This window comes from Oerskovia gallyi (assembly GCF_014836745.1).
GTDB lineage: Bacteria > Actinomycetota > Actinomycetes > Actinomycetales > Cellulomonadaceae > Oerskovia > Oerskovia paurometabola.
The window spans coordinates 211,731-237,851 of record NZ_JACSQE010000001.1; the positions used below are offsets into that span (position 1 = coordinate 211,731).

Sequence of the window (26,121 nt, forward strand, 5' to 3'; positions counted from 1 at the left end):
AATCGTTATGATCGAACCCATGGAGACACCCCCGGCAGGAACTGCACCCACCCCGCCGGCGCCGTCGAAGGACAGCGAGGGGCGTGCCACGGCCCGGCGCCCCGGCCGCTCCACCGTCAAGTGGGTCCTCCTGCTCGGCGCACTCGCCACGCTCCCGGCGTTCACGGTCGACATGTACCTGCCGTCCCTGCCCGACGTCGCGGCGGACCTCGACGCCAGCCCCGCCCTCGCGCAGCTCACCCTGGCCGGGATGCTCGTCGGCGGCGCGTTCGGACAGCTCGTGATCGGCCCGCTGTCGGACCGGTACGGACGCCGGGCGCCCGTCATCATCGGCCTCGCGCTGCACGTCGTGACCTCGGTCCTGTGCGCGGTCGTGCCGACCATCGGCTGGCTCATCGTCCTGCGCGTCCTCCAGGGCTTCTTCAACGCCTCGGCCCAGGTCGTCTCGATCGCCGTGATCCGCGACCGGTTCACCGGGTCGGACGCCGCCAGGATCCTGTCGCGGCTCATGCTCGTCATCGGGCTCGCGCCGCTCCTGGCGCCGACCATCGGCTCGTTCGTCGCCGGGCACGGCGACTGGCGCTGGGTGTTCTGGGTCCTCGCGGTCCTGGGCCTCGTCCTGGGGCTCATCGTCCTGCGTTTCATGCCCGAGACCCTCGAGACCGAGCGCCGCCAGGTGGGCGGGGTCGGCAGCGTCTTCCGCGGCTACGGAGCGCTCCTCAAGGACCGCCACTTCGTCGCCCTGGCCGTCCTCCCCGGGCTCGGCATGGCCGTCCTGATGAGCTACGTCGTCGGCTCGCCGTTCGTCCTGCAGGAGGGGTACGGGCTCACCCACCAGCAGTTCGCCGCCCTGTTCGCGGTCAACGGGATCGGCCTCGTGATCTCGGCCCAGGTCAACGCCTCGCTCGTGCGGCGCGTCGCCCCCGTGCGGATCCTGCGCGCCGCCCTGGTCCTCCAGGGGGTGTTCGCGGTGGGGCTGTTCGTCGTGGCGCTCACCGGGGCGGGCGGCCTGATAGGGCTCCTGGCCGCGCTGTGGCTCACGCTCGCGCTCCAGGGACTCATCCCGGCCAACGCCTCCGCGCTGGCGCTGACCCGGCACGGCGAGAGGGCCGGTACGGCCGCCGCGGTCATCGGGGCCTTCCAGGCCGGGGTCGCCGGGCTCGTGAGCCCCCTCGTCGGGGTCCTCGGAGGCGACGCGGTGGCCATGAGCACGGTCATGCTGGGGGCCGTCGTGGCTTCCCTCCTCGTCCTCGGGCTCGCGACGCCCGCGTTCCGCAAGGGTGGCTGGCACCTGCCCGCCTGAACCGCAGAGAGGGCCGGTGCCAGGCCCTGGTGTGCCTCGTCCATGCCCGAGATCGCCCGAGATGCGCCATATGAAGGAGCACGGGAGGGGCCCGGCTCGGCCTCGTGGGCAGCAGATCCAGCAGGACACTTCACATTTCCTTTGCACGACACGAAGCCCTTGGCCCTGCCGTGCATCTAGGCTCGTCTCATGCCCAGCCCGAAGACCGCCTCGAACAGCGGCCCTCATCACGCGCGCTCGCAGCGCACGCACAAGGTCCTTCGTGCCACCGGTCTCGTCACCACCGCGGTCCTCGCCTTCGGCGTCGTCGGCGGAGCCGCCGCCTACATGGACTGGCAGTCGGCCGTGACGGTCAGCGACGTGTCGGCCCTGGTCGACTCGCCGTCGGAACCCGAGGCGCCGCGAGACCCGGACGACCCGTACGCGGGCAAGGCTCTCAACATCCTCGTGATGGGGACCGACTACCGCGACGAGGAGAACGCCGAGCTCGCCGGTGCCGAGGACGGCATGCGCTCCGACACGACGTTCGTGGTGCACATCTCCGGCGACCGCAGCCGCATCGAGGTCGTGTCGATCCCGCGCGACTCGCTCGTCGACATCCCCGCGTGCAACCTGTCCGACGGCAGGACCACCCGCAAGCAGAACGACGCGATGTTCAACTCCGCGTTCGAGATCGGGTCCGGCGGAGTCGACGACATGGTGGGCGCCGCGGCGTGCACCATCACGACCGTCCAGGAGCTCACCGGGCTGACCATCACCGACCACGTCGTGGTCAAGATGACCGGTGTCATCGGGGTCGTCGACGCCCTCGGTGGCGTGCGGATGTGCTTCCCGGAGCCGGTCGTGGGTGGATCCCACTCGCGCGACCTCAACATCGCGGCAGGCGAGCAGGTCCTCGACGGTCGTACGTCGATCAGTTTCCTGCGCGCCCGCAAGGGCAGCGGCATGGGACTCGAGATGGGCAGCGACCTGGCCCGCATCGCGCGTCAGCAGGCGTTCCTGGACTCGATGATGCGTGAGCTCCTGTCGAAGAACATCATCACGGACACCCCGCAGCTGTACGGCCTCATCAAGGCCGTGCTCTCCTCGATCAGCGCGAGCCCCAACCTCGCGGGCCTCGACTCGTTGGCAGGGCTCGCCTTCTCGCTCAAGGACATCAAGCCGTCCGAGATCGTCTTCACGCCGCTGCCCGTCGTCGAAGCGCCGAACGACAAGAACCGCGTGGTGTGGACCAAGGACGCCCAGGCGATCTGGGACCGCATGGCCGCCGACGAGCCGCCGCCCGGTCACGAGACTGCTGCGCCCCCGGCCGACGGCGGTGCAGCAGCCCCCGACGCTGGTGCGACGGTTCCCGACGCGGGTGCGACGGTCCCGGACGCCGGCGCGACCGTCCCCGACGCCGGCACGACCGTCCCCGACGCCGGCACGACCGGCGAGGTCGCGCCGCCCGCCGACACCGGCACGACGACGACCACCCCGCCTCCGCTCCTCGAAGGGGTCTGCGCCTCCTGACAGGTCGTCAGCGCAGCTCCGCGAGGCGGGAGACCGCCTCGCGGAGCACGTCCTCACGCTTGACGAACGTGAACCGGACCCGAGAGGCCAGGGCCTGCGCCGTCGTCGGGCCAGAGGGGTCCCCATCGCCCGGTGACGCGGCGCAGAACGCGCTCACCGGCACGCCCACGACGCCCGCGAGCCCGGGCAGCCGGCGGCACAGCTCGGTGCCGTCCTCGAAGCCCAGGGGTGCGCCGTCGGCGACCACGAAGTACGTGCCCCGCGGCACGACGACCTCGAAGCCCGCGGCCACCAGGCCCTCGCACAGCAGGTCCCGCCGGGCCGCGAGGGACGCGGCCAGGGCGCGCGGCGCCTCGTCGTCGGCCAGGGCCTGCGCGATCGCGGGCTGGAACGGCGCCCCCGACGTGTACGTCAGGAACTGCTTGACCGTGCGCACGGCCTCCACGAGGTGCGCCGGGCCGTGCAGCCAGCCGATCTTCCAGCCCGTGAAGGAGAACGTCTTGCCGGCCGAGGAGATCGTGATCGTGCGCTCGGCCATGCCCGGCAGGGTCGCGACGGGCACGTGCACCGCGTCGTCGTACACGAGGTGCTCGTAGACCTCGTCCGTCACGACGACCGCGTCCACGGACCGCGCCGCCTCCGCGACCACCTCGAGCTCGGCGCGCGTCAGGACGGTCCCGGTCGGGTTGTGCGGCGTGTTGACCAGGATCAACCGCGTCCGCGGCCCGACGGCGGCGCGCACCTGCGCGGGATCGAGGTGGAACCCGTCCGGGGTCGGGTGGAGCGGGACGCGCACGTGCGTGGCGCCCGCGAGCGCGATGCACGCCGCGTGCGAGTCGTAGAAGGGCTCGAGGGTCACGACCTCGTCGCCCGGTCCCGCCAGAGCCAGGATCGTCGCGGCCAGCGCCTCGGTGGCCCCCGTGGTGACCAGGGCCTCGGTGTCCGGGTCCAGGTCGAGACCGTAGTGGCGGCGCTGGTGGTCCGCGACCGCCTCGCGCAGCACCGGGATGCCCGTGCCCGGCGGGTACTGGTTGTGACCGTTCTCGATCGCGCGGATCGCGGCCTCCTTGATCGCGTGCGGGCCGTCCACGTCGGGGAAGCCCTGGCCCAGGTTGATCGCCCCCGTGCGCAGCGCGAGGTTCGTCATCTCGGCGAAGATCGTCGAGGCCACCGAGCCGTCGGGGCGCAGCAGGCCCGTCGCGGCGGCCGCGGCGCGCCAACGGCCGGGGACCTGGGGAAGGGCGGGACGGGGGACGGCGGGGGTGCTCGCAGACATGCGCCGACCCTATGCCGGGTGTGCGCTCGCCGTGGCGGCCCGCGCTGCTGCCCTGCCCGGAGCTCGTGGGGCCCTGACCACAGTTCGGACATCCACCGAGGTGTGATCCGCGAGATCCCGCGGATCCTGAGCGGTTGTCCACAGGGGGCGGTGCGGACCCGGCCGGTCGTGCCCTAGTCTCGGCGCGCAACCACCCCGCCGGGTGGTCGACTGCGCGGGGGGCGCGCAGGGACGCAGGGGAGCGTGGCACGACGATGAGCACCGCAGGCGTGGCGATCCTCGAGCGCGAGGTCCGCGAGCTGATCCGCCGCCGAGGCGTCGACCCGCTGCGCGACAAGGCGGGGATCGACCAGCTCGTCGCCGACGCCCTGGCGGACTACGACACCCGCACCGCGCTGGGCGTCGTGCCCCCGCTCGCCGACGTCCCCGGCGCCGTGCGGGCGGTCCTCGACGCCGTCGCGGGGCTCGGCCCCCTCCAGAAGTACCTCGACGACCCGGAGATCGAAGAGGTCTGGATCAACTCGCCCGCGCAGGTCTTCGTCGCGCGCGGTGGGACGGCCGAGCTCACCTCGACCATCCTCACGAGCACCCAGGTCCGCGACCTCGTCGAGCAGATGCTCAAGTCCTCCGGTCGGCGCCTCGACCTCTCGAGCCCCTTCGTCGACGCCGCGCTGCCCGGGGGCGAGCGGTTGCACGTCGTGATCCCGGACGTCACGCGCGAGCACTTCGCCGTGAACATCCGCAAGCACGTCGTGCGGGCCTCTCACCTCGAGCACCTAGTGCGCCTGGGGTCCCTCACCCCGCACGCCGCGGCGTTCCTGCACGCCTGCGTCCGGGCGGGGCTGAACGTCCTCGTGGCGGGCGCCACGCAGGCGGGCAAGACGACCATGCTCAACGCGCTTGCCGGGTCGATCCCCTCGCACGAGAGGGTCATCACGTGCGAGGAGGTGTTCGAGCTGCGCTTCGCGGTGCGCGACATCGTCTCGATGCAGTGTCGTCAGCCCAGCCTCGAGGGCACGGGGGAGATCCCGCTGCGACGTCTGGTCAAGGAGGCGTTGCGCATGCGTCCGGACCGGATCGTCATCGGCGAGGTGCGCGAGGCGGAGAGCTTCGACCTGCTGATCGCCCTGAACGCTGGCGTCCCGGGGATGTGCACGATCCACGCGAACTCGGCCCGGGAGGCGATCTCCAAGATGTGCACCCTGCCGCTGCTGGCCGGGGAGAACGTCTCGGACCGCTTCGTCGTCCCGACCGTGGCCGGTGCGGTCGACGTCGTGGTCCACCTGGGCGTGACCGCGGACGGTCGACGTCAGGTCCGCGAGATCGTCGGGGTCCCCGGGCGCGTGGAGCAGGGGGTGGTCGAGACCTCGGACCTCTTCCACCGCGTCGGGGGCGGTCTCGTGCGCGGCGACGGGTTCCCGCCGGCGGAGGAGCGGTTCGCCCGGGCCGGGATCGACCTCGCGGCGCTCATGGTCGGTCCACGACCGGGGGAGGGCCGCTGACATGGGCGTCATGGTGGGCCTGCTGCTCGGGGTCGGGGTGTTCTGCGTCTGGTGGGCCTGGTGGGAGCCGGCGCCTCGCCCTCCCCGTCGGGCCGACGCCTGGTCGACGAGGACGCAGGACCTCCTGGTGCTCGCCGGGGCCCCGACGGTCACCCCGCGCGCCCTGGTGGGCGTGAGCGTGGCACTCGGAGCGTTCGTCCTGCTGGTCGTGCTCGCACTCACCCGGGCGCTGCCCGTCGCGGTGTGCTTCGCGGCGATGGCGGGCGCTGCGCCCGTCGCTCTCGTGCGCTCGCGTGCCCGACGGCGCCGCTCGAGCCTGCGTGACGTGTGGCCCGAGGTCGTGGACCACCTTGCCTCGGGCGTGCGTGCGGGCCTCTCGCTGCCCGAGGCGGTGGGCCAGCTCGGGGAGCGGGGGCCGGTCGAGCTGCGGGAACCCTTCGCTCGCTTCGCCCAGGACTTTCGTGCGACCGGGCGCTTCGGCGACTGCCTGGACGCGCTCAAGGCGCGCCTGGCAGATCCCGTCGCCGACCGCATCGTCGAGGCCCTGCGCATGACGAGGGAGGTGGGGGGCACGGATCTCGGCAAGCTGCTGCGCACGCTCGCGATGTTCCTGCGCGAGGACGCCAGAACGCGAGGCGAGCTCGAGGCGCGCCAGTCGTGGACCGTGAACGGCGCCCGACTCGCGGTGGCAGGGCCTTGGGTCGTCCTGGCCCTGCTGGCCACCCGACCCGAGACCGCGCAGGCCTACAGCTCGTTCCAGGGGGCCGTCGTGCTCGGAGCCGGCGCGCTCACCTCGGTGGTCGCCTACCAGATCATGCGTCGGATCGGGCGGTTGCCCGAAGAAGTGCGGGTCCTGCGGTGAACGGGTCCGAAGGGATCGAGGTGTCGTGGATCGGCGTCGTGGCCGGGGCGATGCTGGGATGCGGGCTCCTCGTCGTCGTGTCGCGTCTGCGTGCCAGGCGGGTCCGCCTCGACGAGCGGGTCGGACCGTATCTGCGCGTGATCGGCACCACGTCGGGACTGCTGCAGGAGTCGTCGACGCGATCGCCCTTCCCGTCCCTCGACCGTCTCGTAGGCCCGTGGCTCGCCGAGGTCGGGCGGGGGCTCGAGAGGTTCGGGTCGACCCGTGCGGTGCTTCGCCGCCGCCTCGACCAGGCCGGCCGACTCGAGAGCGTCGACCAGTTCCGGGCCCAGCAGGTGGTGTGGGCAGCGCTCGCACTGGTCGGCGGCCTTCTCCTCGCCCTGCTCCTGGCCGCGACCAGGGGATCGTCCCCCGTGGTCCTGGCCGCTCTCGTCGCCTTCTGCGGACTTGGTGGGCTGCTCGGCTGCGACTACCGGCTCTCTCGGCAGGTCGCCCGGCGCGAGGAGCGCATGCTCATGGAGTTTCCCACGATCGCGGAGCTGCTCGCGCTGTCCGTCGGGGCGGGGGAGGGGCCGGTCGCGGCGATGGAGCGCGTCGCGACCATGGCCCGGGGCGAGCTGTCGACCGAGCTCGCGCTGACGCTCTCGATGGTCCGCTCGGGGGTGCCGCTGGCCCGTGCTCTCGAAGGGCTCGCCGACCGGACCGCGCTGACGAGCCTCACACGCTTCGCGGAGGGGGTCGCCGTGGCCGTCGAGCGAGGCACGCCGCTCGCCGACGTCCTGCGCGCGCAGGCGCAGGACGTCCGGGAGGCGGGCCGCCGGGCCCTCATGGAGTCGGGTGGGCGCAAGGAGGTTCTCATGATGGTGCCCGTCGTCTTCCTGATCCTCCCCGTGACCGTGGTGTTCGCGATATTCCCGTCGATCGCGACCCTGAGGATCGGCCTGTGACGACCTTTCCGGACGGCGGGCGACCCGCGGTCCGTTCTCGATCTTGATGAAAAGACCTGGACGACCGACCAGGACGACCGACCTGGACCACGACCGCACGCGACCGCAGCGCGCGACCGACCGAAGGAACGAGATGACGAGACGACTGATGAGCAGGACCGTGCGTGCGAGGTACCAGCAGGTCGCGCAGGAGCGTGATCGCGGAGACGTCCCTGGCTGGGTCCTGGTGACCCTGATGACCGCAGGACTGGTCATCGCGCTGTGGGCCGTCGCGGGCCCCGCGCTCACGGAGACCTTCACGAACGCGATCAACAGCGTCGGCGGTCCGTGAGCCTGGCGCGTCGGCGACTGGTCCCGTCCCCTGGCCGGGGCGTTCGCGCGCAGGAGCAGGGTTCGGCAGTCGTCGACTTCGTCCTCGTCTCCGTCCTTCTCCTCGTCCTGTTCCTGGGCGTTCTCCAGGTGGTGCTCGCGGTGCACGTGCGAGCGATCGTGATCGACAGCGCGGCGGAGGGAGCGCGGCTGGCTGGCACGGCAGACCGGACCACCGAGGACGGAGTGGCGCGGACGCGAGCCTTGATCGACGCGGCCTTGTCGGAGCGGTTCGCGCAGGACGTCTCGGCGCGAGAGGTCGACCACGACGGGCTGCGGGTCGTCGAGGTGACGGTGACCTTTCCGTTGCCCGTCGTCGGGCTGCTCGGCCCGTCGGGAGCGGTCACGGTGGACGGGCACGCGTTGAAGGAGGAGCAGTGAGCGGGCGCGAGGGGGCCGGAGTGCGACAGCGTGAGCGGGCGGCCGGGGAGGGAGGGGCCGCCCGAGGGGCAGTCCGAGGGCCGCGAAGGGGGCCTTGGCCCCGCGCGGTCCGCAGGCGTCGCTCGAGACGTCTCGGGGGGCGGGAGCAGGGGAACGCGATCGTGGAGTTCCTGGGAGCCGCACTCCTGCTCCTCCTGCCCGTGATGTACCTCGCGCTGACTCTCGGAAGGATCCAGGCGGCGACCTTCGCGGTCGAGGGCGCCGCGAAGGAGTCGGCCCGTGCCTTCGTCACGGCCGACTCGGTCGCGCAGGGTGAGGCGCGGGCCGGCGTCGCGGTCTCCCTGGCGCTGGCCGACCAGGGGTTCGAGGACGTGCGACCTGCCGACGTCCTGTCGATCTCGTGCTCGAGCCCGCACTGCCTCGCCCCGGGGAGCGAGGTCGCCACGGTCGTGCGCTACGACGTCCCGCTCCCGTTCGTCCCGCCGGGGGTCCGGTCGTGGGTACCGTTGTCCGTCCCGGTCGAGGCCGCCCACGTCTCGCCCGTGGACCGGTACGCGGGGGCCCGGCCGTGAGGCGCGGACGCCGGACCGCGTCAGCGCCCCGGACCGACGCACGACGCGGCCGGCTCGTGCGGGGGCGCGACGATGACGGCCAGATCATGCTCCTCACGAGCGCCTTCGTTGCGTTCGCGCTCCTCCTGGTGACCGTGGTGGTCTCGGCGACGGGGGTCCACCTCGACCGCAAGCGACTTCTCGACGTCGCGGACGCGGCGGCGCTCGACGCCGCCGACTCGATGAGCGAGGACATCTTCTACGAGGGGCGGGTGCCCGTCCCTGGGGAGCAGGCGGTGCTCCGGCTCAGCGACGCGGAGGTGCGGGCCTCGGTCGAGGAGTTCGTGGCCGCGCACCCCGAGATGCTGGACGACCTGCATGCTGTCACCATCGTCGAGGCGTCGACGCCCGACGGACGGACCGCGGAGGTCCGGCTGGTCGGGTTGTCCCGCCCGGTCCTCGTCACCTGGGTGACCCAGCTGTGGTCGGACGGCATCCTCGTGCGTGCCGAGTCCAGCGCGCGCGCTTGGTGAGTCCCGAGGGTCGGTGGTACGCATGACCATCCGGTGAACACGGGCGGTACAAGGTGACCAAGTACGTTCACTTTCTTAACGAACCATGCAACTTTTGTCTGATGACTGACAAAACAAGGGTTCGCCGCTATGGTGATCCGGTCCGACACCCTCCAACGACGGAGACTTACATGAACGCACGTGCAAGGAAGCAGTGGATTGCCGGCGGAGCACTCGGTGCGATGCTTCTCGGAACCGTCGCGATGGCCTCCGGGGCCGTCGCCGACGAGGTGACCCACGGTGAGGAGGACGTCCAGATCCAGGTCGCCGTCACGCCGGTCGGAGCGCTCGCGCTCAACGTCGCCAACCCGTCCGTCACGCTGGGCGAGACGACGGACGAGGACATCTGGGCCGCTGGGAACCGTGAGTTCACGGGTCTCCTCGACGGTATCAGCGTGACCGACGACCGCAACGACGTGGGTGCGGACGCGAGCTGGACCGTCACCGGCCAGGTCAGCAGCTTCACGGCGGCAGGCCTGCCGGAGATCGACTCCTCCAACCTCGGCTGGGTCCCCGAGCTGGCGAACCCGATCCCCGGCGACTTCAACGTCACGCCGGGCCAGCCGATCGCGGGCGAGCTCCAGGAGGTCCCCGCAGGCGAGGGCCCCGGTGGGGACTGGCTCACGGGTGGCGTCCAGGTCGGCGACCTCCTGGTGTCGAGCGGCTCCTCGCTCGAGGCCAAGGGGCAGTCGTTCGGCGTCAAGGCCGGCCTGAACCTCACGGTCCCCAAGGGCACGCCCTCCGGTGCGTACGCGTCGACGCTGACGCTCACGCTCATGGAGAGCTGACGGCTCCTCGCGAGACCAGTCACGGACGGTGACGACGCAGGGCCGACGGATGTCCGTCGGCCCTGTACCGTCTCCGGAGCAGCAATCCCGTTCGACGAAGACCGGAAGTCGTGGTGAGCACGGACATGAAGAAGGCGCGTGAGACAGGACCTCGGCCTGCGAGGAGGCCCGGTGGCGGGTTCGTGCGCGGGCTCGCGTCGCTGGGGGTCCTGGCCCTCGCCCTGACAGGCGTCGTCGGATCTGCCCAGGCGACCGCCCCCGACCCGGGGGGCATCCGGTTCTCGGTCACCACGGCCTCGCCCGACGGCCCCGACGACCGGAGGATCTTCGACTTCGTCGCGGAACCGGGCGCCCAGATCCAGGACCAGGTCGCCGTCTCCAACCACGGCCCTGCCCCCGTCACGTTCGCCATGGTCACGAACGACGGGATCTTCACACCCACGGGGAGCTTCGACATCCGCACCTCCGACCAGGAGCCCCAGGACTCCGGCGGGTGGTTCGAGGTGCAGCAGAGCGTCGAGGTCCCCGCAGGGGAGACCGTCATCGTGCCGTTCACCATCACGGTGCCGGACAACGTGACACCGGGCGACCACCCCGCCGGGATCGTCGCGACGGTCACGACGGCATCCTCTGCCGCCGGCCCCGGGGTCGGGGTCGAGAGCCGGGTGGGTGTCCGCGTCAACCTGCGGGTGCCGGGGGAGGTCGTGCCGTCGATCGCGCTCGACCAGGTCACCGCGACCTACACGCCGTCGTGGAACCCGTTCGCGCCCGGCGACGTCCGGGTGTCCTACGAGGTCACCAACGACGGCAACCTGCGGGTCGGCGGGGACCAGACCATCAAGGCCTCCGGGGCGTTCGGCATCGGAGCGACGACCCTCGACCGGGGCGTCGAGGGGGTCAAGGAGCTGATCCCCGGCACGTCGCGCTCGACGGCCGTGACGATCGGAGGGATCTGGCCCGTCGGCCCCGTGACGACCGAGGTCGTCGTGGTCCCGTCGCTCGTGGCGACCGAGGGGGAGACGGGCGGCGCGATCGACGTCCCCGCCGCGGACCTGCGTCCCGTCACCGTCACGGTGACGACCTGGGCCGTCCCCTGGGTCCACCTGCTCCTCGTCGCCGTGGTGGTGCTCGTCGTGCTCGGCGTGCGCGACAACCGCCGACGTCGCAAGCAGCGCCTGGAGGCGCTCCTCGCGAAGGCCCGCGCCGAAGGTCGCGCCTCGGCAGCAGGTGAGCCCGCCGCCGACGACGGCACCGCTCCCGCGCAGCCCGGCACGGGCACGCTCGCCGCACCCGACGCCGAGGTCGAGCCCGTCCACGGGGCGCGAGCGCCGTCGTCGGGCGGCTGACGAGAGACGCTGCGGGCGCACGCCCACGGGACCGGGCCGTGCGGGGCGCCGTCGTCGCGTAACCTTGAGGACCGTGGCCACCATCGACTTCCCGCACGAGATCCGCGCCCTCCGATCGACGCTCGACACCATCAGCGCCGTGAGCGACCCGGACGCCCTGCGCGTCCAGATCGCCGAGCTGTCGGACAAGGCGTCGGCGCCGGACCTGTGGGACGACACGGACGCCGCCCAGAAGGTCACGACCGCGCTCTCGCAGACGCAGTCCGAGCTCGACCGCATCACGAACATGAGCGACCGGATCGACGACCTGGAGACGCTCGTCGAGATGGCCAGTGATGCTGACGTCGGCGACGCTGACAGTGCGGCGACCCTCGCCGAGGCGGCGTCCGAGCTCGAGCTGATCCGCAAGGACCTGGGCGTCCTCGAGGTCAAGACCCTGCTCTCGGGCGAGTACGACGCCCGTGAGGCGGTTGTGACGATCCGCGCCGGTGCCGGCGGCGTCGACGCGGCCGACTTCGCGGAGATGCTCATGCGCATGTACCTGCGCTGGGCCGAGCGCCACGGCTACCCGACCCAGGTCCTCGACACGTCCTACGCCGAGGAGGCTGGCCTCAAGTCCGCGACGTTCGAGGTCAAGGCGCCCTATGCGTTCGGGCACCTGTCGGTCGAGGCCGGCACGCACCGCCTGGTCCGCATCTCGCCGTTCGACAACCAGGGCCGCCGCCAGACCTCGTTCGCCGCTGTCGAGGTCATCCCGCTCATCGAGCAGACGGACTCGGTCGAGATCCCCGACTCGGAGATCAAGGTCGACGTGTTCCGCTCGTCGGGCCCCGGCGGGCAGTCCGTCAACACGACGGACTCGGCCGTGCGCATGACCCACATCCCCACCGGGATCGTCGTCTCGATGCAGAACGAGAAGTCGCAGATCCAGAACCGTGCCGCGGCCCTGCGCGTGCTCCAGTCCCGCCTGCTCCTGCAGCGTCAGGCCGAGGAGAGCGCGGCCAAGAAGGCCATGGCAGGAGACATCAAGGCGAGCTGGGGCGACCAGATGCGCTCGTACGTCCTGCACCCCTACCAGATGGTCAAGGACCTGCGGACCGAGTACGAGGTCGGCAACACCTCGGGGGTCTTCGACGGCGACATCGACGGTTTCATCGAGGCCGGGATCCGGTGGCGCCGCAGCGCTGACCAGGCCTGACGGAGGGGCCGGGACCTCGTGTCCCGGCCTCTTCCGTCACCCGGGGTGAAACGTCCCTCCGGCGGTCCGGATCCCGACGCACCCGGCGTGTCAGCGGTGTCAGGGCATGAGGGCGTGCCTACTCTCGTGGGCGACCAGCGAACTGTTTTCGCTTCCCCCAACGAGAGACTGGTCAACCCCTGTGATCCGTTTTGAGAACGTCTCGAAGGTCTACGCCCGCGGCGCCAGACCTGCCCTGAACGGCATGTCCGCCGAGATCGAGCGCGGCGAGTTCGTCTTCCTGGTCGGCGCGTCCGGCTCCGGGAAGTCGACCTGCCTGCGGCTCGCGCTGCGCGAGGAGCGGCCCACGCAGGGCAAGGTCTTCGTCGCCGGCCGCGACCTGTCGACCCTGTCGAGCTGGAAGGTCCCGTCGCTGCGCCGGCAGATCGGCGTCGTGTTCCAGGACTTCCGCCTGCTGCAGAACAAGACGGTCTTCGAGAACGTCGCGTTCGCGCTCCAGGTGACGGGCCGGCCGCGTCACATGATCGCCGTGACCGTCCCCGAGGTCCTCGAGACGGTCGGGCTGCAGGGCAAGGAGAAGCGGCGCCCGCACGAGCTCTCGGGCGGTGAGCAGCAACGTGTCGCCATCGCTCGCGCGTTCGTCAACCGACCCTCGATCCTGCTCGCGGACGAGCCCACGGGAAACCTCGACCCGAACACGTCGCTCGGCATCATGAACCTGCTGTCCCGCATCAACGCCACGGGGACCACGGTCGTCATGGCCACGCACGACTCGGGCTTCGTCAACCAGATGCGCCAGCGCGTCATCGAGCTCTCGAACGGTGTCGTGCTGCGCGACCAGAAGGACGGCGTCTACGGCGCGGGGGTGCCCATGCCCGACGGCGACGCTCTGCGTGAGCCGACCGGTCACCTCGCGGAGCGGCCGTGGTCGCCGCCCGTCGAGGTGCGCCCGGTGCCCACGATCGAGCCGCCTGCTCGCGTCCAGCCGTCGCAGCAGGGTGCGACGCGCGGCTCCGCCGTGAGCTCGACGCAGGTGCAGCGGTCCAGCCGGGGGGAGTGGTAGCAGGTGCGCGCCCAGTTCATCCTCGCCGAGATCGGTGCCGGCCTGCGCCGCAACCTCGCGATGACCATCTCGGTCGTCCTCGTGACCTTCGTGTCGCTCACGTTCGTCGGGGCGTCCGCGCTCCTCCAGATGCAGATCGACAAGCTCAAGGACGACTGGTACGACCGGGTCGAGGTCTCCGTCTTCCTGTGCCCCATCGACTCGCCCAACCCGACGTGCGCCGCGGGCGAGGCCTCGCCCGAGCAGGTCGAGTCGCTCGAGTCGCTCTTCGAGACCGAGCTCGGTGCCGAGGTCCAGACGGTCTACTTCGAGTCGAAGGAGGACGCGTTCGCGGCCTTCCAGGAGCGGTTCCCCGACGGGTACAACGGCACGCAGCTCACGGTCGACGACATGCAGGCCTCGTTCCGCCTCAAGCTGACCAACCCGGAGAACTACGAGGTCGTCAACGACGTCGTGACCGGCCGCCCGGGCGTCGAGGGGGTCGAGGACCAGCGCCGGATCTTCGACTCGCTCTTCCTGGCGCTCAACCGCGCCTCGCTCATGGCCGGTGGCCTCGCCGTCGTGATGATGCTCGCCGCGGTGCTCCTGATCACGACGACGATCCGCCTGTCCGCGATGAGTCGTCAGCGCGAGACCGAGATCATGAAGCTCGTGGGCGCGTCCAAGCTGTTCATCCAGCTGCCGTTCATCCTCGAGGGGGCGATCGCCGCGGTGGTCGGTGCGTTCCTCGCGGTCGGGGGCCTGTGGCTCGGGGTCAAGTACCTCGTGACGGACTGGCTCCAGAGCTCGGTGAGCTGGATCGCGTACATCTCCGAGTCAGACGTGCTGCGCATCGCGCCGCTGCTGCTCCTCATCGCATTCGTCCTGGCGGCCATCTCCTCGGTCGTCACGCTCAGCCGATACACGAGGGTGTGACATGTCCCAGCTGACCCGACGCCTCGCAGCGGGCGGAACCGCGCTGCTCCTCCTCCTGGGAACCGCGGTCGCCGCGACCGCCGACGACCTGGACGACAAGCGTGCGGCGGCCGAGCGTCGCCAGAGCCAGGCCCTCAAGGACAGGGAGGGGCTGGAGTCGCAGCTCGAGGGCACCGACGCGGAGCTGGCCCAGGCGATCCTGGACCTGCAGACCATCGAGGGTCGCCTGCCCGTGGCGCAGGCCGAGCTCGACACGGCGACGGCGGAGCTCGAGCGCACCCAGCGCGAGGCCGCGCAGCTCGAGGTGCGCCTCCAGGACGCGCAGGCCGAGGAGCAGGCCATCAACCTGGACATCCAGGAGTCCGCGGGCAAGGCGAGCTCGGCGAAGCGGAGCATCGCGGAGATGGCTCGCCAGGCCTACCGGGGCCAGGGCGAGGTCAGCGGTCTCGGCATCGTGACCGGGGCGCAGAGCACCGAGGACTTCATCGAGCAGTACGCGATGTCGTCGACGGCGGCGCGCACGCAGGCTCGCGCCCTCACGGACCTCCAGGAGGCCGAGTCGATCGCACGCAACCGTGAGGCGCGCCTGACGGCGATCCGCGAGACGATCGCGGACCTCAAGGTCCAGGCGGACCAGAACGTCGTCGCGGCCGACGCCGCGCGGACCGCGGCGGCGGACCGCAAGGCCGAGATCGAGGGGCTGATTGCGGAGCAGCAGGCGAAGCAGGCGACGATCGAGTCGCGCAAGGAGGCCGCGCTCGCCCAGATGGCCGCCAACGAGCAGGCGCAGGCAGCGCTGACCTCCGAGCTCCAGGGCATCATCGCGGCACAGACCGAGCGCGACCGGAAGGCCGCCGAGGAAGCGGCCAAGCAGCCGCCGCCCGCCACGGGTGGCGGGTCCGGCGGGGGTGGTGGCAGCACCGGCGGCGGCGGGGGTGGTGGCGGCGGCGGTGCCGTGACGTCCGGGTTCCTGGCCTACCCGACGGCGGTCCCGCACATCACCTCGAGCTACGGGATGCGCAAGCACCCGTTCCTGCCCGTGACGAGGTTGCACGCGGGCATGGACCTGCGCGCGTACTGCGGCACCCCGATCTACGCGGCGGCCGGTGGCACCGTCCAGTTCGCGCGGACGTACGGCGGTCTCGGCAACCAGGTCGTGGTCAACCACGGCACGGTGGGGGGCAAGAACCTCATGACGAGCTACAACCACCTCACCCGGTACGTCGTCTCGGCCGGGCAGAGCGTCTCGCAGGGGACCCTCGTCGGCTACTCGGGGACGACCGGCACGAGCCAGGTCTGTCACCTGCACTTCGAGGTCTACGAGAACGGGTCGACGGTCGACCCGGCCAAGTGGCTGCGCTAATCACCTACTGGTCGCGCGTCGAACTCGCGTAACCTGGGACGTCGCGCCGCACGGTGCGGGTGGGTCCGTCCTGGGCGCACCACGAGCTCGAGCAGATCGGATGATGCCCTCATGGCGAAGGAGACTGGCCGCAAGATCATCGCCAGCAACCGCAAGGCCCGCCATGACTATCTGATCGTCGACGTGTTCGAGGCCGGGCTCGTCCTGAGCGGCACCGAGGTCAAGGCGTTGCGTCAGGGGCGAGCGTCGCTGCTCGACGGCTACGTGGCCGTCGACGGCGGTGAGGCCTGGCTCGAGAACGTGCACATCCAGGAGTACTCGCAGGGGACGTGGAACAACCACGCTCCCCGGCGCAAGCGCAAGCTGCTGCTGCACAAGGACGAGATCCTGCGGCTCGAGGCGAAGTCGCGCGAGAAGGGGTACACGATCGTGCCGCTCTCGCTCTACTTCCTCGACGGCCGCGCGAAGGTCGAGATCGCTCTCGCGCAGGGCAAGCGCGAGTACGACAAGCGTCAGGCTCTGCGCGAGCAGCAGGACAACCGTGAGGCGCAGCGCGCCATGCGCCACCGGCAGAACCGGTGACGAGTGCGCGAGGTGGGCGACGTCGTCGTCCTCCTCGCGCCGTCGGACGGCGCGCCCGGCCGGTGGACGTGCATCCGGCTGCCCGACGACGTAGCGTCGCAGGGTAGTCGTCGTCACCTTGCCGAGGAGGCCCCGTGGTCAAGCTCCGTCAGTACATCCCTCGCGTCGCAGCAGGCGCTTTCATCCTCAACTCCGGACTCACGAAGCGCGGCGCGGACGAGGCCACCGCGCAGGGGATCCACGGCATGGCCGCGGGGACGTTCCCGTTCCTCGAGGACCAGGACCCCGTGCAGTTCACCAAGGCGTTGTCCACGACCGAGATCGCGCTGGGCACGGCACTTCTCGTCCCGTTCGTGCCGACCGGCGTGGTCGCGCTCGGGCTCGGGGCCTTCTCCGCGGGGCTCGTCTCGATGTACCTCAAGACGCCCGGGATGACCGAGCAGGACGGTATCCGGCCCACCCCTCAGGGGATCGGTCTCGCCAAGGACGTCTTCCTCCTGGGCATCGCCGGCGGGCTCCTCGTCGACGCCCTGAGCCGTAAGAAGTAGCACCTGGAAATACGTTCGCCCGCGGTGGTGTTGATCCCGTAGGCTGGTACCACTGACCCGGTGTCGAACCGGACGGTCGCCACGGCGGCCGGACGGGGCGGGGCTCGGTCGGTGATTGACAACTGCACAGGGGGTGATCGGTTTCGACGGTGGTCGTGCTTCGAGGAGAAGCGGGCCGAGGATGCAGACTTATCTCGTAAACGACGTCTGCAAACCAATAGGTGCCGATTCCAAGCGCACCGACTTCGCACTCGCCGCCTGAGCGAGCCTTCGAAGTCCGTCAGCCCGGGGTTGCTCTCGCCCCGGTCCCTGGCGTCAGCTAGAGAGCCACTGCTTACGACGTTCGTCACCGGCGGCGTAGGGACTCTTAGATGACTGAGCCCGTCAGCACCTTGTCTGCGTGAGTGCTGGGGCCGAGAAAATCAACAGCAGACTGCGCCCGGAGAAGTCCTGGATTTGCGCCACCGGACCGGGGTTCGATTCCCCGCACCTCCACCATGTCGCCCTCGGGCGGCGTATCACCCCAGTTGTCACGACGAAGGGCCGCCCCACGGGGCGGCCCTTCGTCGTGTCCGTCTCTGCCGTTCACGGGGGGCCGGCAACCGCTACCAGCCGTTCGCCCGCCAGGCCGCGGCTCCGTCGTCGCCGTCGAGCCACTCGATGCGCAGGACCAGGTCGCCGAGCTCGAGGCGCCCCGCCTCCCAGGCGTCGATCTCGCGGCCCAGGAGGTCGGTGACGTACCGGTCGCGGTCGTCGCTGAAGGCGTCCACGCGGTCGGCGTCGTCGAAGTGGACGCGCCACTGCAGGCGTTCCTCGGGGTTGACGTAGGTCGGGAAGGACTGCGGGCCCACGGTCTCCCAGTGCGTGCAGACTCTGGTCACGAGGTGACCGATCGGAGCGGCCCCGTCGTACACCCTCCCGACGCGACGCCGATACGTCTCCAGTCGCTGCTCGCGCCCCTCGACCGCTGCAAGCTCATCCACGGCGACCACCGGATCCGACGAGACGGGCGTCCTGGTGGGGAGCGTCTCCGCCGCCGCCGTCGTCGCCGGGGGACTCGGGGCCGTCGTGCCCGCCGCGACGGGCGGTGCCCGGGCGCCGGTTCCTCAAGGCCCTCACGATCGCGCGGACGACCAGCAGCACGAGCGCGGCGACCACGAGCCAGGGAAGCAGCGCGCCGACGGCGACGACGAGCGCGTTGAGCGCGACGAGCAGCGCACCCCAACCGGCCGAGAGGCCCCCGAGGAAGCCCGCGGGACGGATCGTCACCTCGGGAGCCTGTGAGAGGACCTGGACGGTGAGGGTCGACATGTCGACCCGGTCGGTGATCGACGCACGTTGGGACTGGAGGCTCTCGAGCTCCGCCTGCCGTGCCGTGAGCTCCTTCTCCGCCGCCAGCAGGTCCGCGGTCGTGGCGGCCTCGGCCATGAGCGCCTGGAGGCGGGCGACCGAGGTGCTGAGCGCCTGGATGCGCGCGTCCAGGTCGATCGCGGTCGCGGTGACGTCCTGGGCGTCGAGGGAGACGTCCTGGACCTCGCCGATCCCGTCCAGGGCCTCGACGGTGGCCGTGACCTTCTCCGCGGGGACGCGGACCGTGAGGCTGCCGAAGGCCTCGCCGTCGTCCCCGACGTGCTCGGCGCGACTCTCCACCCGGCCGCCGGCGGTCTCGACGAGCTCGCTGATGGCCTGGACCGCCGCTCGCGGGTCTCCCGCGACGACCGTGAGGTCGCCCGTGGTGATGACCTCGCGGTCCTCGTCGGGGACCGACGCCCCTACCTGGAGGCCGGACCCACCGTCGGCTCCGTCGGCTCCGTCGTCTGCGACGCTCTGCTGGCTGACGGCCCCCGCGGCCCCCGCGGCGTCCGACGCGTCGGTGCCGCGGTCCGTGGCGGAGCACCCCGCGAGCAGAAGACTGCCGAGGAGAGCGATCGTGACGACCGACGGCGTGCGGGGCGAGGTACGCATGCGACGACCCTAGGTGGGGGGTCGCCCGGAGGGCGGTGTTTCGGGCGGATCGTGACCGTCTTGTGAACTCCCCGACATCGCACCGATACACGTGGCCGTGCCGCGACGGGGCGTCGGTCGAGGGGCCCTTCCCAGCCCCTCGACCTGCGAGAACGCTTCCACCCGGGGTCCGTGAGGGGGCGCCGGAGCCTAGCCGAGCGCCTCTCGGACGCGGGGCGCCACCTCGGTGCCCAGCAGCTCGATCGCGCGCAGCGACTCCTTCTGGGGGACGCCCGACAGGTCCATCTGGAAGATCTGGCGGTCGTGGCCGAGCGCGCCGTGCAGCTCGACGATGCGCTCCGCGACCTCCTCGGGCGCGCCGATGAAGTAGGCGCCTCCGCGTGCGGCCGTCGCCTCGTACGAGACACGGCTCGGCATGGGGAACCCGCGCTCCGCCGAGATCTTCTTCATGTTCTGCAGGTAGTAGGGATAGAAGAAGTCCCGAGCCTGCTTGCCGTCGTCCGCGAGGAACCCCATGGTCGACACCGACACCTCGAGCGCGGCGGCGTCGTGCCCGGACTGGGTCGCGGCACGGCGGTACAGGTCGACCAGTGGGGCGAACTGCGCGGGCTTGCCGCCGATGATGGCGTAGTTGACGGGCAGGCCCAGGACGCCTGCGCGCACCGAGGACTGCGGGTTGCCGCCGGTGGCGATGGCGATGTCGAGGTGCTCGCCGCGCCCGGGCTTGTCGAACGGTCGGGGCAGGATCAGCGCATCCTCGAGCGGCGGTCGGAACTTGCCCGACCATGTCACGGGCTTGCCCTCGTCGAGCAGGCGCAGGAGCACGATCTTCTCGTCGTAGAGCGCGTCGTAGTCGTCGAGGTCGGCCCCGAAGAGCGGGTACGACTCGATGAACGAACCGCGCCCGGCGAGCAGCTCCACGCGGCCTCCCGAGTACTGGTCCATCGTCGCGAACTGCTGGTAGACGCGCACCGGATCCTCGGTCGAGAGGATGGTGACGGCGCTCCCGACCGTGATCCGCTCCGTCTGGGCGAGCGCCGCGGCGATCATCGTCGAGGGGGAGGAGATCGCGTAGTCGGGACGGTGGTGCTCGCCGATGCCGGCGTAGTCGAGCCCGACCTCGTCCGCGAGGCGGATCCGCTCCAGCACGTCGCGCAGACGCTGGGAGACCGGCATCTGCTCGCCGGTGGTCGGGTCGGGGGCGTTGTCGCCGAAGGTGTAGAAGCCAAGTCGCATGTCAATGCAAACGTATGGAGCAGGCGGATATTCCCCGTCGCGTGCGCGAGGATGAGGTGTGCTGATCTGCTGCGGGCTCACGACGTTCGACATCACCCAGGTGGTCCACGAGATGCCAGGGCCGGACCAGAAGGTCGTCGCGACGTCGCAGCGCGCGACCTTCGGAGGGCCGGCCGCGAACGCGGCCGCGACGGCTGCAGCCCTCGGGGTGCCCGTGCGGTTCGTCACGGCGATCGGCGCAGGGGCTCTCGCCGAGGTCGTGCGCGCCGAGGTGCTCGCCACCGGGGTCGACCTGGTCGACGTGACCGTGGGTGCGGCCGGTGCAGCGGATGCGGTGGTGAGGGGGCCCGCGGTGTCCACCGTCCTGGTGCCCGGTGGGACGGGCGAACGTGCGGTCGTGAGCACGAACGCGACGGACCGACCCGCGGCCTCCGGCGACGCGGGCGCGGTGGGTCGTGCGTTCGACGGGGTGCGCTCCGTCGCCACCGTCGGGTCGGTGTCCGTCAGCGCTATCGGCGAGGGGACGAGCGGCGCGACCGGCTCGACCCGCCGTGCGTCGGCCGGCGGGCGCGACGTGCTGCTCCTCGACGGCCATCATCTTCGGCTCGCCCGAGCGCTCGCAGAGCGGGCTCGCGAGCTGGGCGTCCTCGTCGTGCTCGACGGCGGCTCGTGGAAGGACGGCACCGCCGAGCTCGTCCGGCTGTGCGACGCGGTGGTGCTCTCGCAGGACTTCAGGGTGCCCGGAGGTCAGGTCGAGCACGTGCTCGAGGACGTGGCGGCTCTCGGTCCGGCGTTCGTCGCCCGCTCACGCGGCGGCGAGCCGCTCGAGGTGCTCGACGACGGCCGTCGCTCCGAGCTCCCCGTACCGGCGGCGGGGGTCGTCGTGGACACGCTGGGAGCCGGCGACGTCCTACATGGTGCGTTCGCCGCAGAGGTGTCCCGCGGGCGGTCGTGGGAAGGAGCGCTGCGGGAGGCGTCGGTCGTCGCGAGCCGCTCCGTGACCTTCGAAGGAGCGCGTGGCTGGATCGCGCACTGAGTCGCTCGGGTCGTCCGCGCACGGCCGGAACGGCACGATCCCGCGGCTACCGAGTGGTCTGACCTCGGGCGCTCCCGGCCGGGATGCGCAGCGGCCCGAACGAAGTACAACGGTTTGGTCTCGGCGGCCCGAGCGGGTTGACACGCGCTTAGTAAAGGAGGTCTACTAACAAACATGACAACGGCAGTCACGCGAAGTGCAGTCACCCGGAGAGGTCTGAGCACAGGTCTCAGGCCCACCTCCAAGGTGCTTCCCGAGCACGCTCGCGCGCACAACCGTTCGCTCGTCCTCCAGCACCTCTTCCACGAGGGCCCGACGTCGCGTGCAGACCTTGCGCGAGCGACCTCGCTGACGAGGGTCACCATCTCGGACCTCGTCTCGGTGCTCATCGCCGAGGGGCTCGTCGAGGAGCTCGGGATCCGTCCGGGGCAGCGGGTGGGCAAGCCGGCCATCCTCATCGGGATGCGCACGAGCGCCTACCAGATCGTCTCCGTCGACCTCACCGACGACGCCCTCATGCGTGGGGCCGTCATGTCCCTGACGGGCGACTTCGTGGTCCGGCAGAGCCTGCCGATCGAAGGTCGTGCCGGCACAGAGCTCGTGGACCTCCTGACGCGCTTCTGCCGGGGGCTCATCGCCGTCGCGACGCGTCCGGTGCTCGGGGTCGGGATCGGCTCGCCGGGTGTCGTCGACAGCGAGGGGCGCGTCGTCGAGGCGCCGAACCGCCGGTGGTACGACGTCCCGCTCGCAGAGCAGCTCAGCGAGAGCCTGGCCCTGCCCGTGCACGTCGCCAACGACGCCAACATCGCGGCCCTCGGTGAGTTCACGTTCGGCGGCGCGGACGGCACGGGCCTCATGGTCCTCACCGTCGGCGAGGGTGTCGGCGCGGGAATCATGCTCGACGGTTCCCGGGTGCGCGGCGCTGCCGACGCGGCGGGCGAGCTGGGCCACGTCACCGTCGTCGACGACGGTCTGCCCTGCGCCTGCGGGCGGTCGGGGTGCCTCGAGACGATCCTCTCTGTGCCGGCTCTGCGCCGCGCGGTGGACGGGCTCGACAAGGAATCTTCCGATGCCGTCCTGGCCTCGGTCGGCAGGCTCCTGGGCATCGCCCTGGCGCCTGTTGTGTCAGCGCTCAACCTCGGCGAGATCCTCATCAGCGGTCCGGCGGACCTGCTCGACGGTCCTCTGCGCGATGCAGCGATCGACACCATCAACGCTCGAACGATGCCGGCCATCAACTCCGGCCTCGAGCTCCGGATGGCTTCTCTCGACGAGGACGTCGTCCTCGCCGGAGCCGCCGTCCTCATCCTGTCCGGCCAGCTGGGCGTCTCGTGAGCACTGCTCGTGAGCTCCCGTCGGGCTGAACCGGTCCTGCAGTAATCCCAGTAGCAGTACCGCAGTACCTCCCGTTTCACCTCAGGTGGTGTCATCGACGCCGCCACTTCGAATTACCGAGAGGAAGTACCCCAGTGAAGAGGAACCGCCTCGTCGCCACCACGGTGGCTTCGACGATCACCCTTGCGCTTGCGCTGACCGCTTGCGGCTCCGGCGACTCCGGCTCCGGCGAGACCGCGTCCGGCGACGCGAAGACCGGCGACATCCGCGTCTGGCTCGTCGGCGCCACGGACACGCCGAAGGAAGCGCGCGAGTACCTGAAGACGACGTTCGAGGCCGAGAACAAGGGTTCGACCCTCACCATCGAGGAGCAGTCCTGGACCGGCCTGGTCGACAAGCTCACGACCTCGCTCGCGAGCTCGGACAGCCCTGACGTCGTCGAGGTCGGCAACACGCAGGCCGCTGCCTTCACCTCGTCCGGCTTCTTCACGGACCTGACGGACCAGTACGAGGAGCTCGGCGGCGACGACCTGCTCCAGGGCTTCGTCAAGGCCGGTTCGTACGACGGCAAGTTCTACGCCCCGCCGTACTACTCGGGTGCGCGCGTGGTCTTCTACTCGCAGCAGGTCGTCGACCAGACCGGCACGCAGGTCCCGACGACGCTCGACGAGTACGTCGCGAACGGCCAGGCCATGACGACCGACACGCGCTCGGGCATCTACTGGCCCGGCCAGGACTGGTACAACGCTCTGCCCTACGTCTGGGAGAACGGCGGCTTCATCGCCGAGCAGAAGGACGGCAAGTGGGAGGCCGGCTTCTCGTCCGAGGGCGGCATCAAGGGCCTTCAGCAGGTGCAGGAGGTCATGACGACGGCCTCGAAGGCTCCCAAGGACGGCCAGGAGACCGACCAGCAGGTTCCGTTCTGCGAGGGCAACATCGGCTACCTGTCCGCTCCGACCTGGCTGCAGGGCGCCATCAAGACGCCTGAGGACGACGCCAAGGCGCCCGGCTGCCCCACGACCTACGGTTCGGACCTGCACGCCTTCGCCCTCCCGGGTGCGACGGCCGGCGAGGCCGCCAAGGTCTTCGCGGGTGGTTCGAACCTGGCCATCGCGGCCAAGTCGAAGAACCAGGAGCTCGCGCTGAGCGCGCTCGAGATCATGCTGAGCGACGGCTACCAGAAGTTCCTCGCGGAGAAGGGCAACATCCCCGCGAAGGCATCGCAGGCGCAGTTCCTCCCGCAGGACGAGATCACGCTGGCCGGCGCTGCTGCCGCCAAGAACTCGGAGCTGACCCCGGCCTCCCCGAAGTGGGCTGACGTCGAGGCCAAGCGCTACCTCCAGGACGCGTTCGTCCAGATCGCCGAGGGTGGCGACGTCAAGGCGATCGCCGAGAAGCTCGACCAGCAGATCGAGGAAACCCTCAACAGCTGATCCCCGGGGTACGCCTTCGTGAGGAGGGGTGCCCTACCAGGTGCCGCAGGGGTGGGGGTTCCACGGAGCCCCCGCCCCTCGGCATGACTGGACCATCGCACGACTTGTACCCCGCACGGTCCTGCTCGAACCGTGCACCCCCTCGACGGAGTGAGAAAATGAGCTCATCCACCCTCGAGTCGTCCCCAGCGGTCGAGCTGAAGGACACTCTCAAGCCCCCGAAGAAGCGCTCGCCCAAGCTGCCGTGGCTGTTGCTCGCCCCCAGCCTGCTGGTGCTCGGCATCATGGTCGGCTACCCGCTGATCAACCTCTTCATCATGTCGTTCCAGAAGTACGAGCGCGCCCAGCTGATGGGCGTGCCTGCTGAGTGGGTCGGCCTCGAGAACTACACGGACACGCTGACCGACCCGATGTTCTGGACGGTCCTCGCGCGCAGCTTCGCCTTCATGGTCGTGTGCGTGTTCCTCACCATGGCGATCGGGATCCTCCTCGCCCTGCTGATGATGCGTCTCAACAAGTTCTTCCGGCTGCTCGTCTCGGTCGGCCTGCTGCTCGCCTGGGCGATGCCCGCCCTCGCGGCCGTCATCGTGTGGGGGTGGATCTTCGACACCCAGTACGGCGTCGTGAACAACATCCTCACGAAGATCACCGGGGACAACTGGATGGGTCACTCGTGGCTCATCAACCCGTGGATGTTCTTCCTCGTCGCCACGCTCGTCATCGTCTGGCAGAGCGTCCCGTTCGTCGCGTTCACGATGTACGCCGGCCTCACCCAGGTCCCCGGCGAGGTGCTCGAGGCCGCGTCGCTCGACGGCGCCACCCCGGCTCAGCGCTTCCGCCTCATCATGGTGCCCTACGTGCGCAGCATCATCGTGGTGCTCATCATCCTGTCGATCATCTGGGACCTGCGGGTCTTCACCCAGATCTTCGCGCTGCAGGGCATCGGCGGTATCGCGGAGAAGACCAACACCATCGGCGTGTACATCTACCAGATGGGCATGGCGCAGGGGCACTACGGCGCCGCCAGCGCCATCGCGGTGATCCTGGTGTTCATCATGATGGGGATCTCGTACTACTACGTGCGCCAGACCGTCAAGGAGGAAGAGCTGTGAGCACCCTCAACCCCACCGTCGCCGGGACGGCGAAGGTGGCACCCCTGTCGGCGGGGCGCGGACCGCGCAAGACCCGCGAGGGACAGCGCAAGAAGGTCTCGAACGCGATCTACAGCGTGATCGCCGTGGTCGTCTTCCTCTGCTCCATCTTCCCTGTCTACTGGATGGTCAACTCGTCGTTCCTCCCGACGAACCTCATCCGCAACAAGGACCTGACGTTCTTCCCGGGGTCCAACTTCACGCTCAACAACTATCAGGACGCGATCTTCAACCAGGAGCGCGCGCCCTTCCTGCCCGCGCTGGGCAACTCGATCCTGGTCACGTTCTTCGTCCTGATCGTGTCGATGATCCTCGCGTTCATGGCGTCGCTCGCCGTGACCAGGTTCAACTTCAAGGGTCGCAAGGCGTTCATCATCGCGATCCTTGCGGTGCAGATGATCCCGGGCGAGGCCATGATGATCTCGATCTTCCGGATCATCGACGGCTGGCAGCTCCTCAACACGATCATCGGCCTCGGCATCGTCTACCTGTCGGGTGTGCTGCCCTTCACGATCTGGACCCTTCGTGGGTTCGTGGCAGGCGTCCCGGCAGAGCTCGAGGAGGCCGCCATGATCGACGGCTGCTCGCGGTCCAAGGCGTTCTGGCGGATCACCTTCCCGCTGCTTGCCCCCGGCCTCGTGGCGACCGGTGTCTTCGCGTTCATCCAGGCCTGGAACGAGTTCGTGATGGCGCTGATCATCATGACGCGTCCCGAGTCGATGACGCTCCCGCTCTGGCTGCGGACGTTCCAGCAGGCGACCCAGGCGACGAACTGGGGCGGGCTGATGGCCGGTTCGGTGCTCATCGCGATCCCCGTGGTCGTCTTCTTCCTGATCGTCCAGGGACGCATGACCGGTGGCCTCGTCTCGGGTGCGGTGAAGGGCTGA

At 70.4% G+C, this 26,121-nt stretch carries 25 protein-coding genes, 1 other RNA gene and 1 pseudogene; 23 read left to right on the top strand and 4 right to left on the bottom strand.

The features are described from left to right. Positions 1-19: 19 nt before the first annotated feature. Positions 20-1,303, top strand: a complete 1,284-nt coding sequence (locus H9640_RS00905; RefSeq protein ID WP_307824146.1) for a multidrug effflux MFS transporter — start codon at positions 20-22, stop codon at positions 1,301-1,303. A gap of 189 nt (positions 1,304-1,492) precedes the next feature. Next, entirely contained in the window at positions 1,493-2,815 is a 1,323-nt protein-coding gene (locus tag H9640_RS00910) for an LCP family protein (protein WP_191788866.1), read from the top strand. A 7-nt stretch (positions 2,816-2,822) separates the two neighbouring features. Here the strand turns inward: H9640_RS00910 and H9640_RS00915 are convergent, their stop codons facing one another. Then, a complete protein-coding gene (locus H9640_RS00915; RefSeq protein ID WP_191788867.1) occupies positions 2,823-4,091 on the bottom strand; it encodes a pyridoxal phosphate-dependent aminotransferase in 1,269 nt (422 codons plus the stop codon). A gap of 254 nt (positions 4,092-4,345) precedes the next feature. Here H9640_RS00915 and H9640_RS00920 point away from each other — a divergent pair, with 254 nt between their 5' ends. From H9640_RS00920 to ssrA, 16 genes and pseudogenes are all read left to right on the top strand, one after another. After that, the gene (locus H9640_RS00920) at positions 4,346-5,593 is read left to right on the top strand and encodes a CpaF family protein (protein WP_191788868.1); all 1,248 of its coding nucleotides are present in this window, start codon (positions 4,346-4,348) and stop codon (positions 5,591-5,593) included. A gap of 1 nt (position 5,594) precedes the next feature. Then, on the top strand, positions 5,595-6,455 hold the full coding sequence (locus tag H9640_RS00925; RefSeq protein WP_191788869.1) for a type II secretion system F family protein: 861 nt from the start codon (positions 5,595-5,597) through the stop codon (positions 6,453-6,455). 50 nt (positions 6,456-6,505) lie between these two features. Next, a complete protein-coding gene (locus H9640_RS00930; RefSeq protein ID WP_191789137.1) occupies positions 6,506-7,402 on the top strand; it encodes a type II secretion system F family protein in 897 nt (298 codons plus the stop codon). A gap of 148 nt (positions 7,403-7,550) precedes the next feature. Continuing rightward, positions 7,551-7,733: a hypothetical protein gene (locus H9640_RS00935; RefSeq protein WP_204809523.1), complete on the top strand. Its 183-nt coding sequence runs from the start codon at positions 7,551-7,553 to the stop codon at positions 7,731-7,733. Next, a complete protein-coding gene (locus H9640_RS00940; protein ID WP_318243585.1) occupies positions 7,730-8,152 on the top strand; it encodes a TadE/TadG family type IV pilus assembly protein in 423 nt (140 codons plus the stop codon). Before H9640_RS00935 ends, H9640_RS00940 begins: the two co-directional genes overlap by 4 nt. Positions 8,153-8,313: 161 nt before the next feature. Beyond that, entirely contained in the window at positions 8,314-8,724 is a 411-nt protein-coding gene (locus H9640_RS00945; RefSeq protein WP_307824143.1) for a pilus assembly protein, read from the top strand. An 86-nt stretch (positions 8,725-8,810) separates the two neighbouring features. Next, complete coding sequence (locus H9640_RS00950) at positions 8,811-9,236, top strand: pilus assembly protein TadG-related protein (protein ID WP_191788871.1); 426 nt, start codon at positions 8,811-8,813, stop codon at positions 9,234-9,236. Between the two features lie 221 nt (positions 9,237-9,457). Then, complete coding sequence (locus tag H9640_RS00955) at positions 9,458-10,063, top strand: hypothetical protein (protein ID WP_191788872.1); 606 nt, start codon at positions 9,458-9,460, stop codon at positions 10,061-10,063. Positions 10,064-10,176: 113 nt separating this feature from the next. Continuing rightward, the gene (locus tag H9640_RS00960; RefSeq protein WP_191788873.1) at positions 10,177-11,409 is read left to right on the top strand and encodes a WxL protein peptidoglycan domain-containing protein; all 1,233 of its coding nucleotides are present in this window, start codon (positions 10,177-10,179) and stop codon (positions 11,407-11,409) included. Positions 11,410-11,482: 73 nt separating this feature from the next. Then, the gene (gene prfB / locus H9640_RS00965) at positions 11,483-12,607 is read left to right on the top strand and encodes a peptide chain release factor 2 (RefSeq protein ID WP_191788874.1); all 1,125 of its coding nucleotides are present in this window, start codon (positions 11,483-11,485) and stop codon (positions 12,605-12,607) included. A 181-nt stretch (positions 12,608-12,788) separates the two neighbouring features. Further along, a pseudogene (ftsE, locus tag H9640_RS00970) lies at positions 12,789-13,469 on the top strand (cell division ATP-binding protein FtsE); the annotation flags it as partial. 204 nt (positions 13,470-13,673) lie between these two features. Continuing rightward, entirely contained in the window at positions 13,674-14,585 is a 912-nt protein-coding gene (gene ftsX, locus H9640_RS00975) for a permease-like cell division protein FtsX (RefSeq protein ID WP_191788876.1), read from the top strand. 1 nt (position 14,586) lies between these two features. Further along, on the top strand, positions 14,587-15,948 hold the full coding sequence (locus H9640_RS00980) for a M23 family metallopeptidase (protein WP_191788877.1): 1,362 nt from the start codon (positions 14,587-14,589) through the stop codon (positions 15,946-15,948). Positions 15,949-16,059: 111 nt separating this feature from the next. After that, on the top strand, positions 16,060-16,530 hold the full coding sequence (gene smpB / locus H9640_RS00985) for an SsrA-binding protein SmpB (protein WP_030151535.1): 471 nt from the start codon (positions 16,060-16,062) through the stop codon (positions 16,528-16,530). A gap of 134 nt (positions 16,531-16,664) precedes the next feature. Next, entirely contained in the window at positions 16,665-17,078 is a 414-nt protein-coding gene (locus tag H9640_RS00990) for a hypothetical protein (RefSeq protein WP_191788878.1), read from the top strand. A 129-nt stretch (positions 17,079-17,207) separates the two neighbouring features. Then, positions 17,208-17,576: a transfer-messenger RNA gene (gene ssrA / locus H9640_RS00995) on the top strand. Between the two features lie 107 nt (positions 17,577-17,683). Here ssrA and H9640_RS01000 read toward each other — a convergent pair. From H9640_RS01000 to H9640_RS01010, 3 genes are all read right to left on the bottom strand, one after another. Then, the gene (locus H9640_RS01000; protein ID WP_191788879.1) at positions 17,684-18,061 is read right to left on the bottom strand and encodes a hypothetical protein; all 378 of its coding nucleotides are present in this window, start codon (positions 18,059-18,061) and stop codon (positions 17,684-17,686) included. Further along, positions 18,054-19,043 carry a DUF4349 domain-containing protein gene (locus H9640_RS01005; protein ID WP_191788880.1) on the bottom strand — a complete coding sequence of 330 codons (990 nt, stop codon included), beginning with the start codon at positions 19,041-19,043 and terminating at the stop codon, positions 18,054-18,056. Before H9640_RS01005 ends, H9640_RS01000 begins: the two co-directional genes overlap by 8 nt. Positions 19,044-19,232: 189 nt before the next feature. After that, complete coding sequence (locus tag H9640_RS01010; protein WP_191788881.1) at positions 19,233-20,279, bottom strand: LLM class flavin-dependent oxidoreductase; 1,047 nt, start codon at positions 20,277-20,279, stop codon at positions 19,233-19,235. A 58-nt stretch (positions 20,280-20,337) separates the two neighbouring features. Here H9640_RS01010 and H9640_RS01015 point away from each other — a divergent pair, with 58 nt between their 5' ends. From H9640_RS01015 to H9640_RS01035, 5 genes are all read left to right on the top strand, one after another. Continuing rightward, positions 20,338-21,315, top strand: coding sequence for a PfkB family carbohydrate kinase (locus tag H9640_RS01015; protein WP_318243586.1), 978 nt, complete (start codon positions 20,338-20,340; stop codon positions 21,313-21,315). A gap of 174 nt (positions 21,316-21,489) precedes the next feature. Beyond that, complete coding sequence (locus H9640_RS01020; protein WP_191788882.1) at positions 21,490-22,650, top strand: ROK family transcriptional regulator; 1,161 nt, start codon at positions 21,490-21,492, stop codon at positions 22,648-22,650. A 134-nt stretch (positions 22,651-22,784) separates the two neighbouring features. After that, positions 22,785-24,083 (top strand): extracellular solute-binding protein, encoded by a 1,299-nt coding sequence (locus tag H9640_RS01025; RefSeq protein ID WP_191788883.1) that lies wholly within the window; start codon positions 22,785-22,787, stop codon positions 24,081-24,083. Between the two features lie 158 nt (positions 24,084-24,241). Beyond that, on the top strand, positions 24,242-25,195 hold the full coding sequence (locus H9640_RS01030; RefSeq protein ID WP_191788884.1) for a carbohydrate ABC transporter permease: 954 nt from the start codon (positions 24,242-24,244) through the stop codon (positions 25,193-25,195). Continuing rightward, positions 25,192-26,121, top strand: a complete 930-nt coding sequence (locus H9640_RS01035; protein ID WP_372440741.1) for a carbohydrate ABC transporter permease — start codon at positions 25,192-25,194, stop codon at positions 26,119-26,121. The genes H9640_RS01030 and H9640_RS01035 overlap by 4 nt, the downstream gene beginning before the upstream one ends.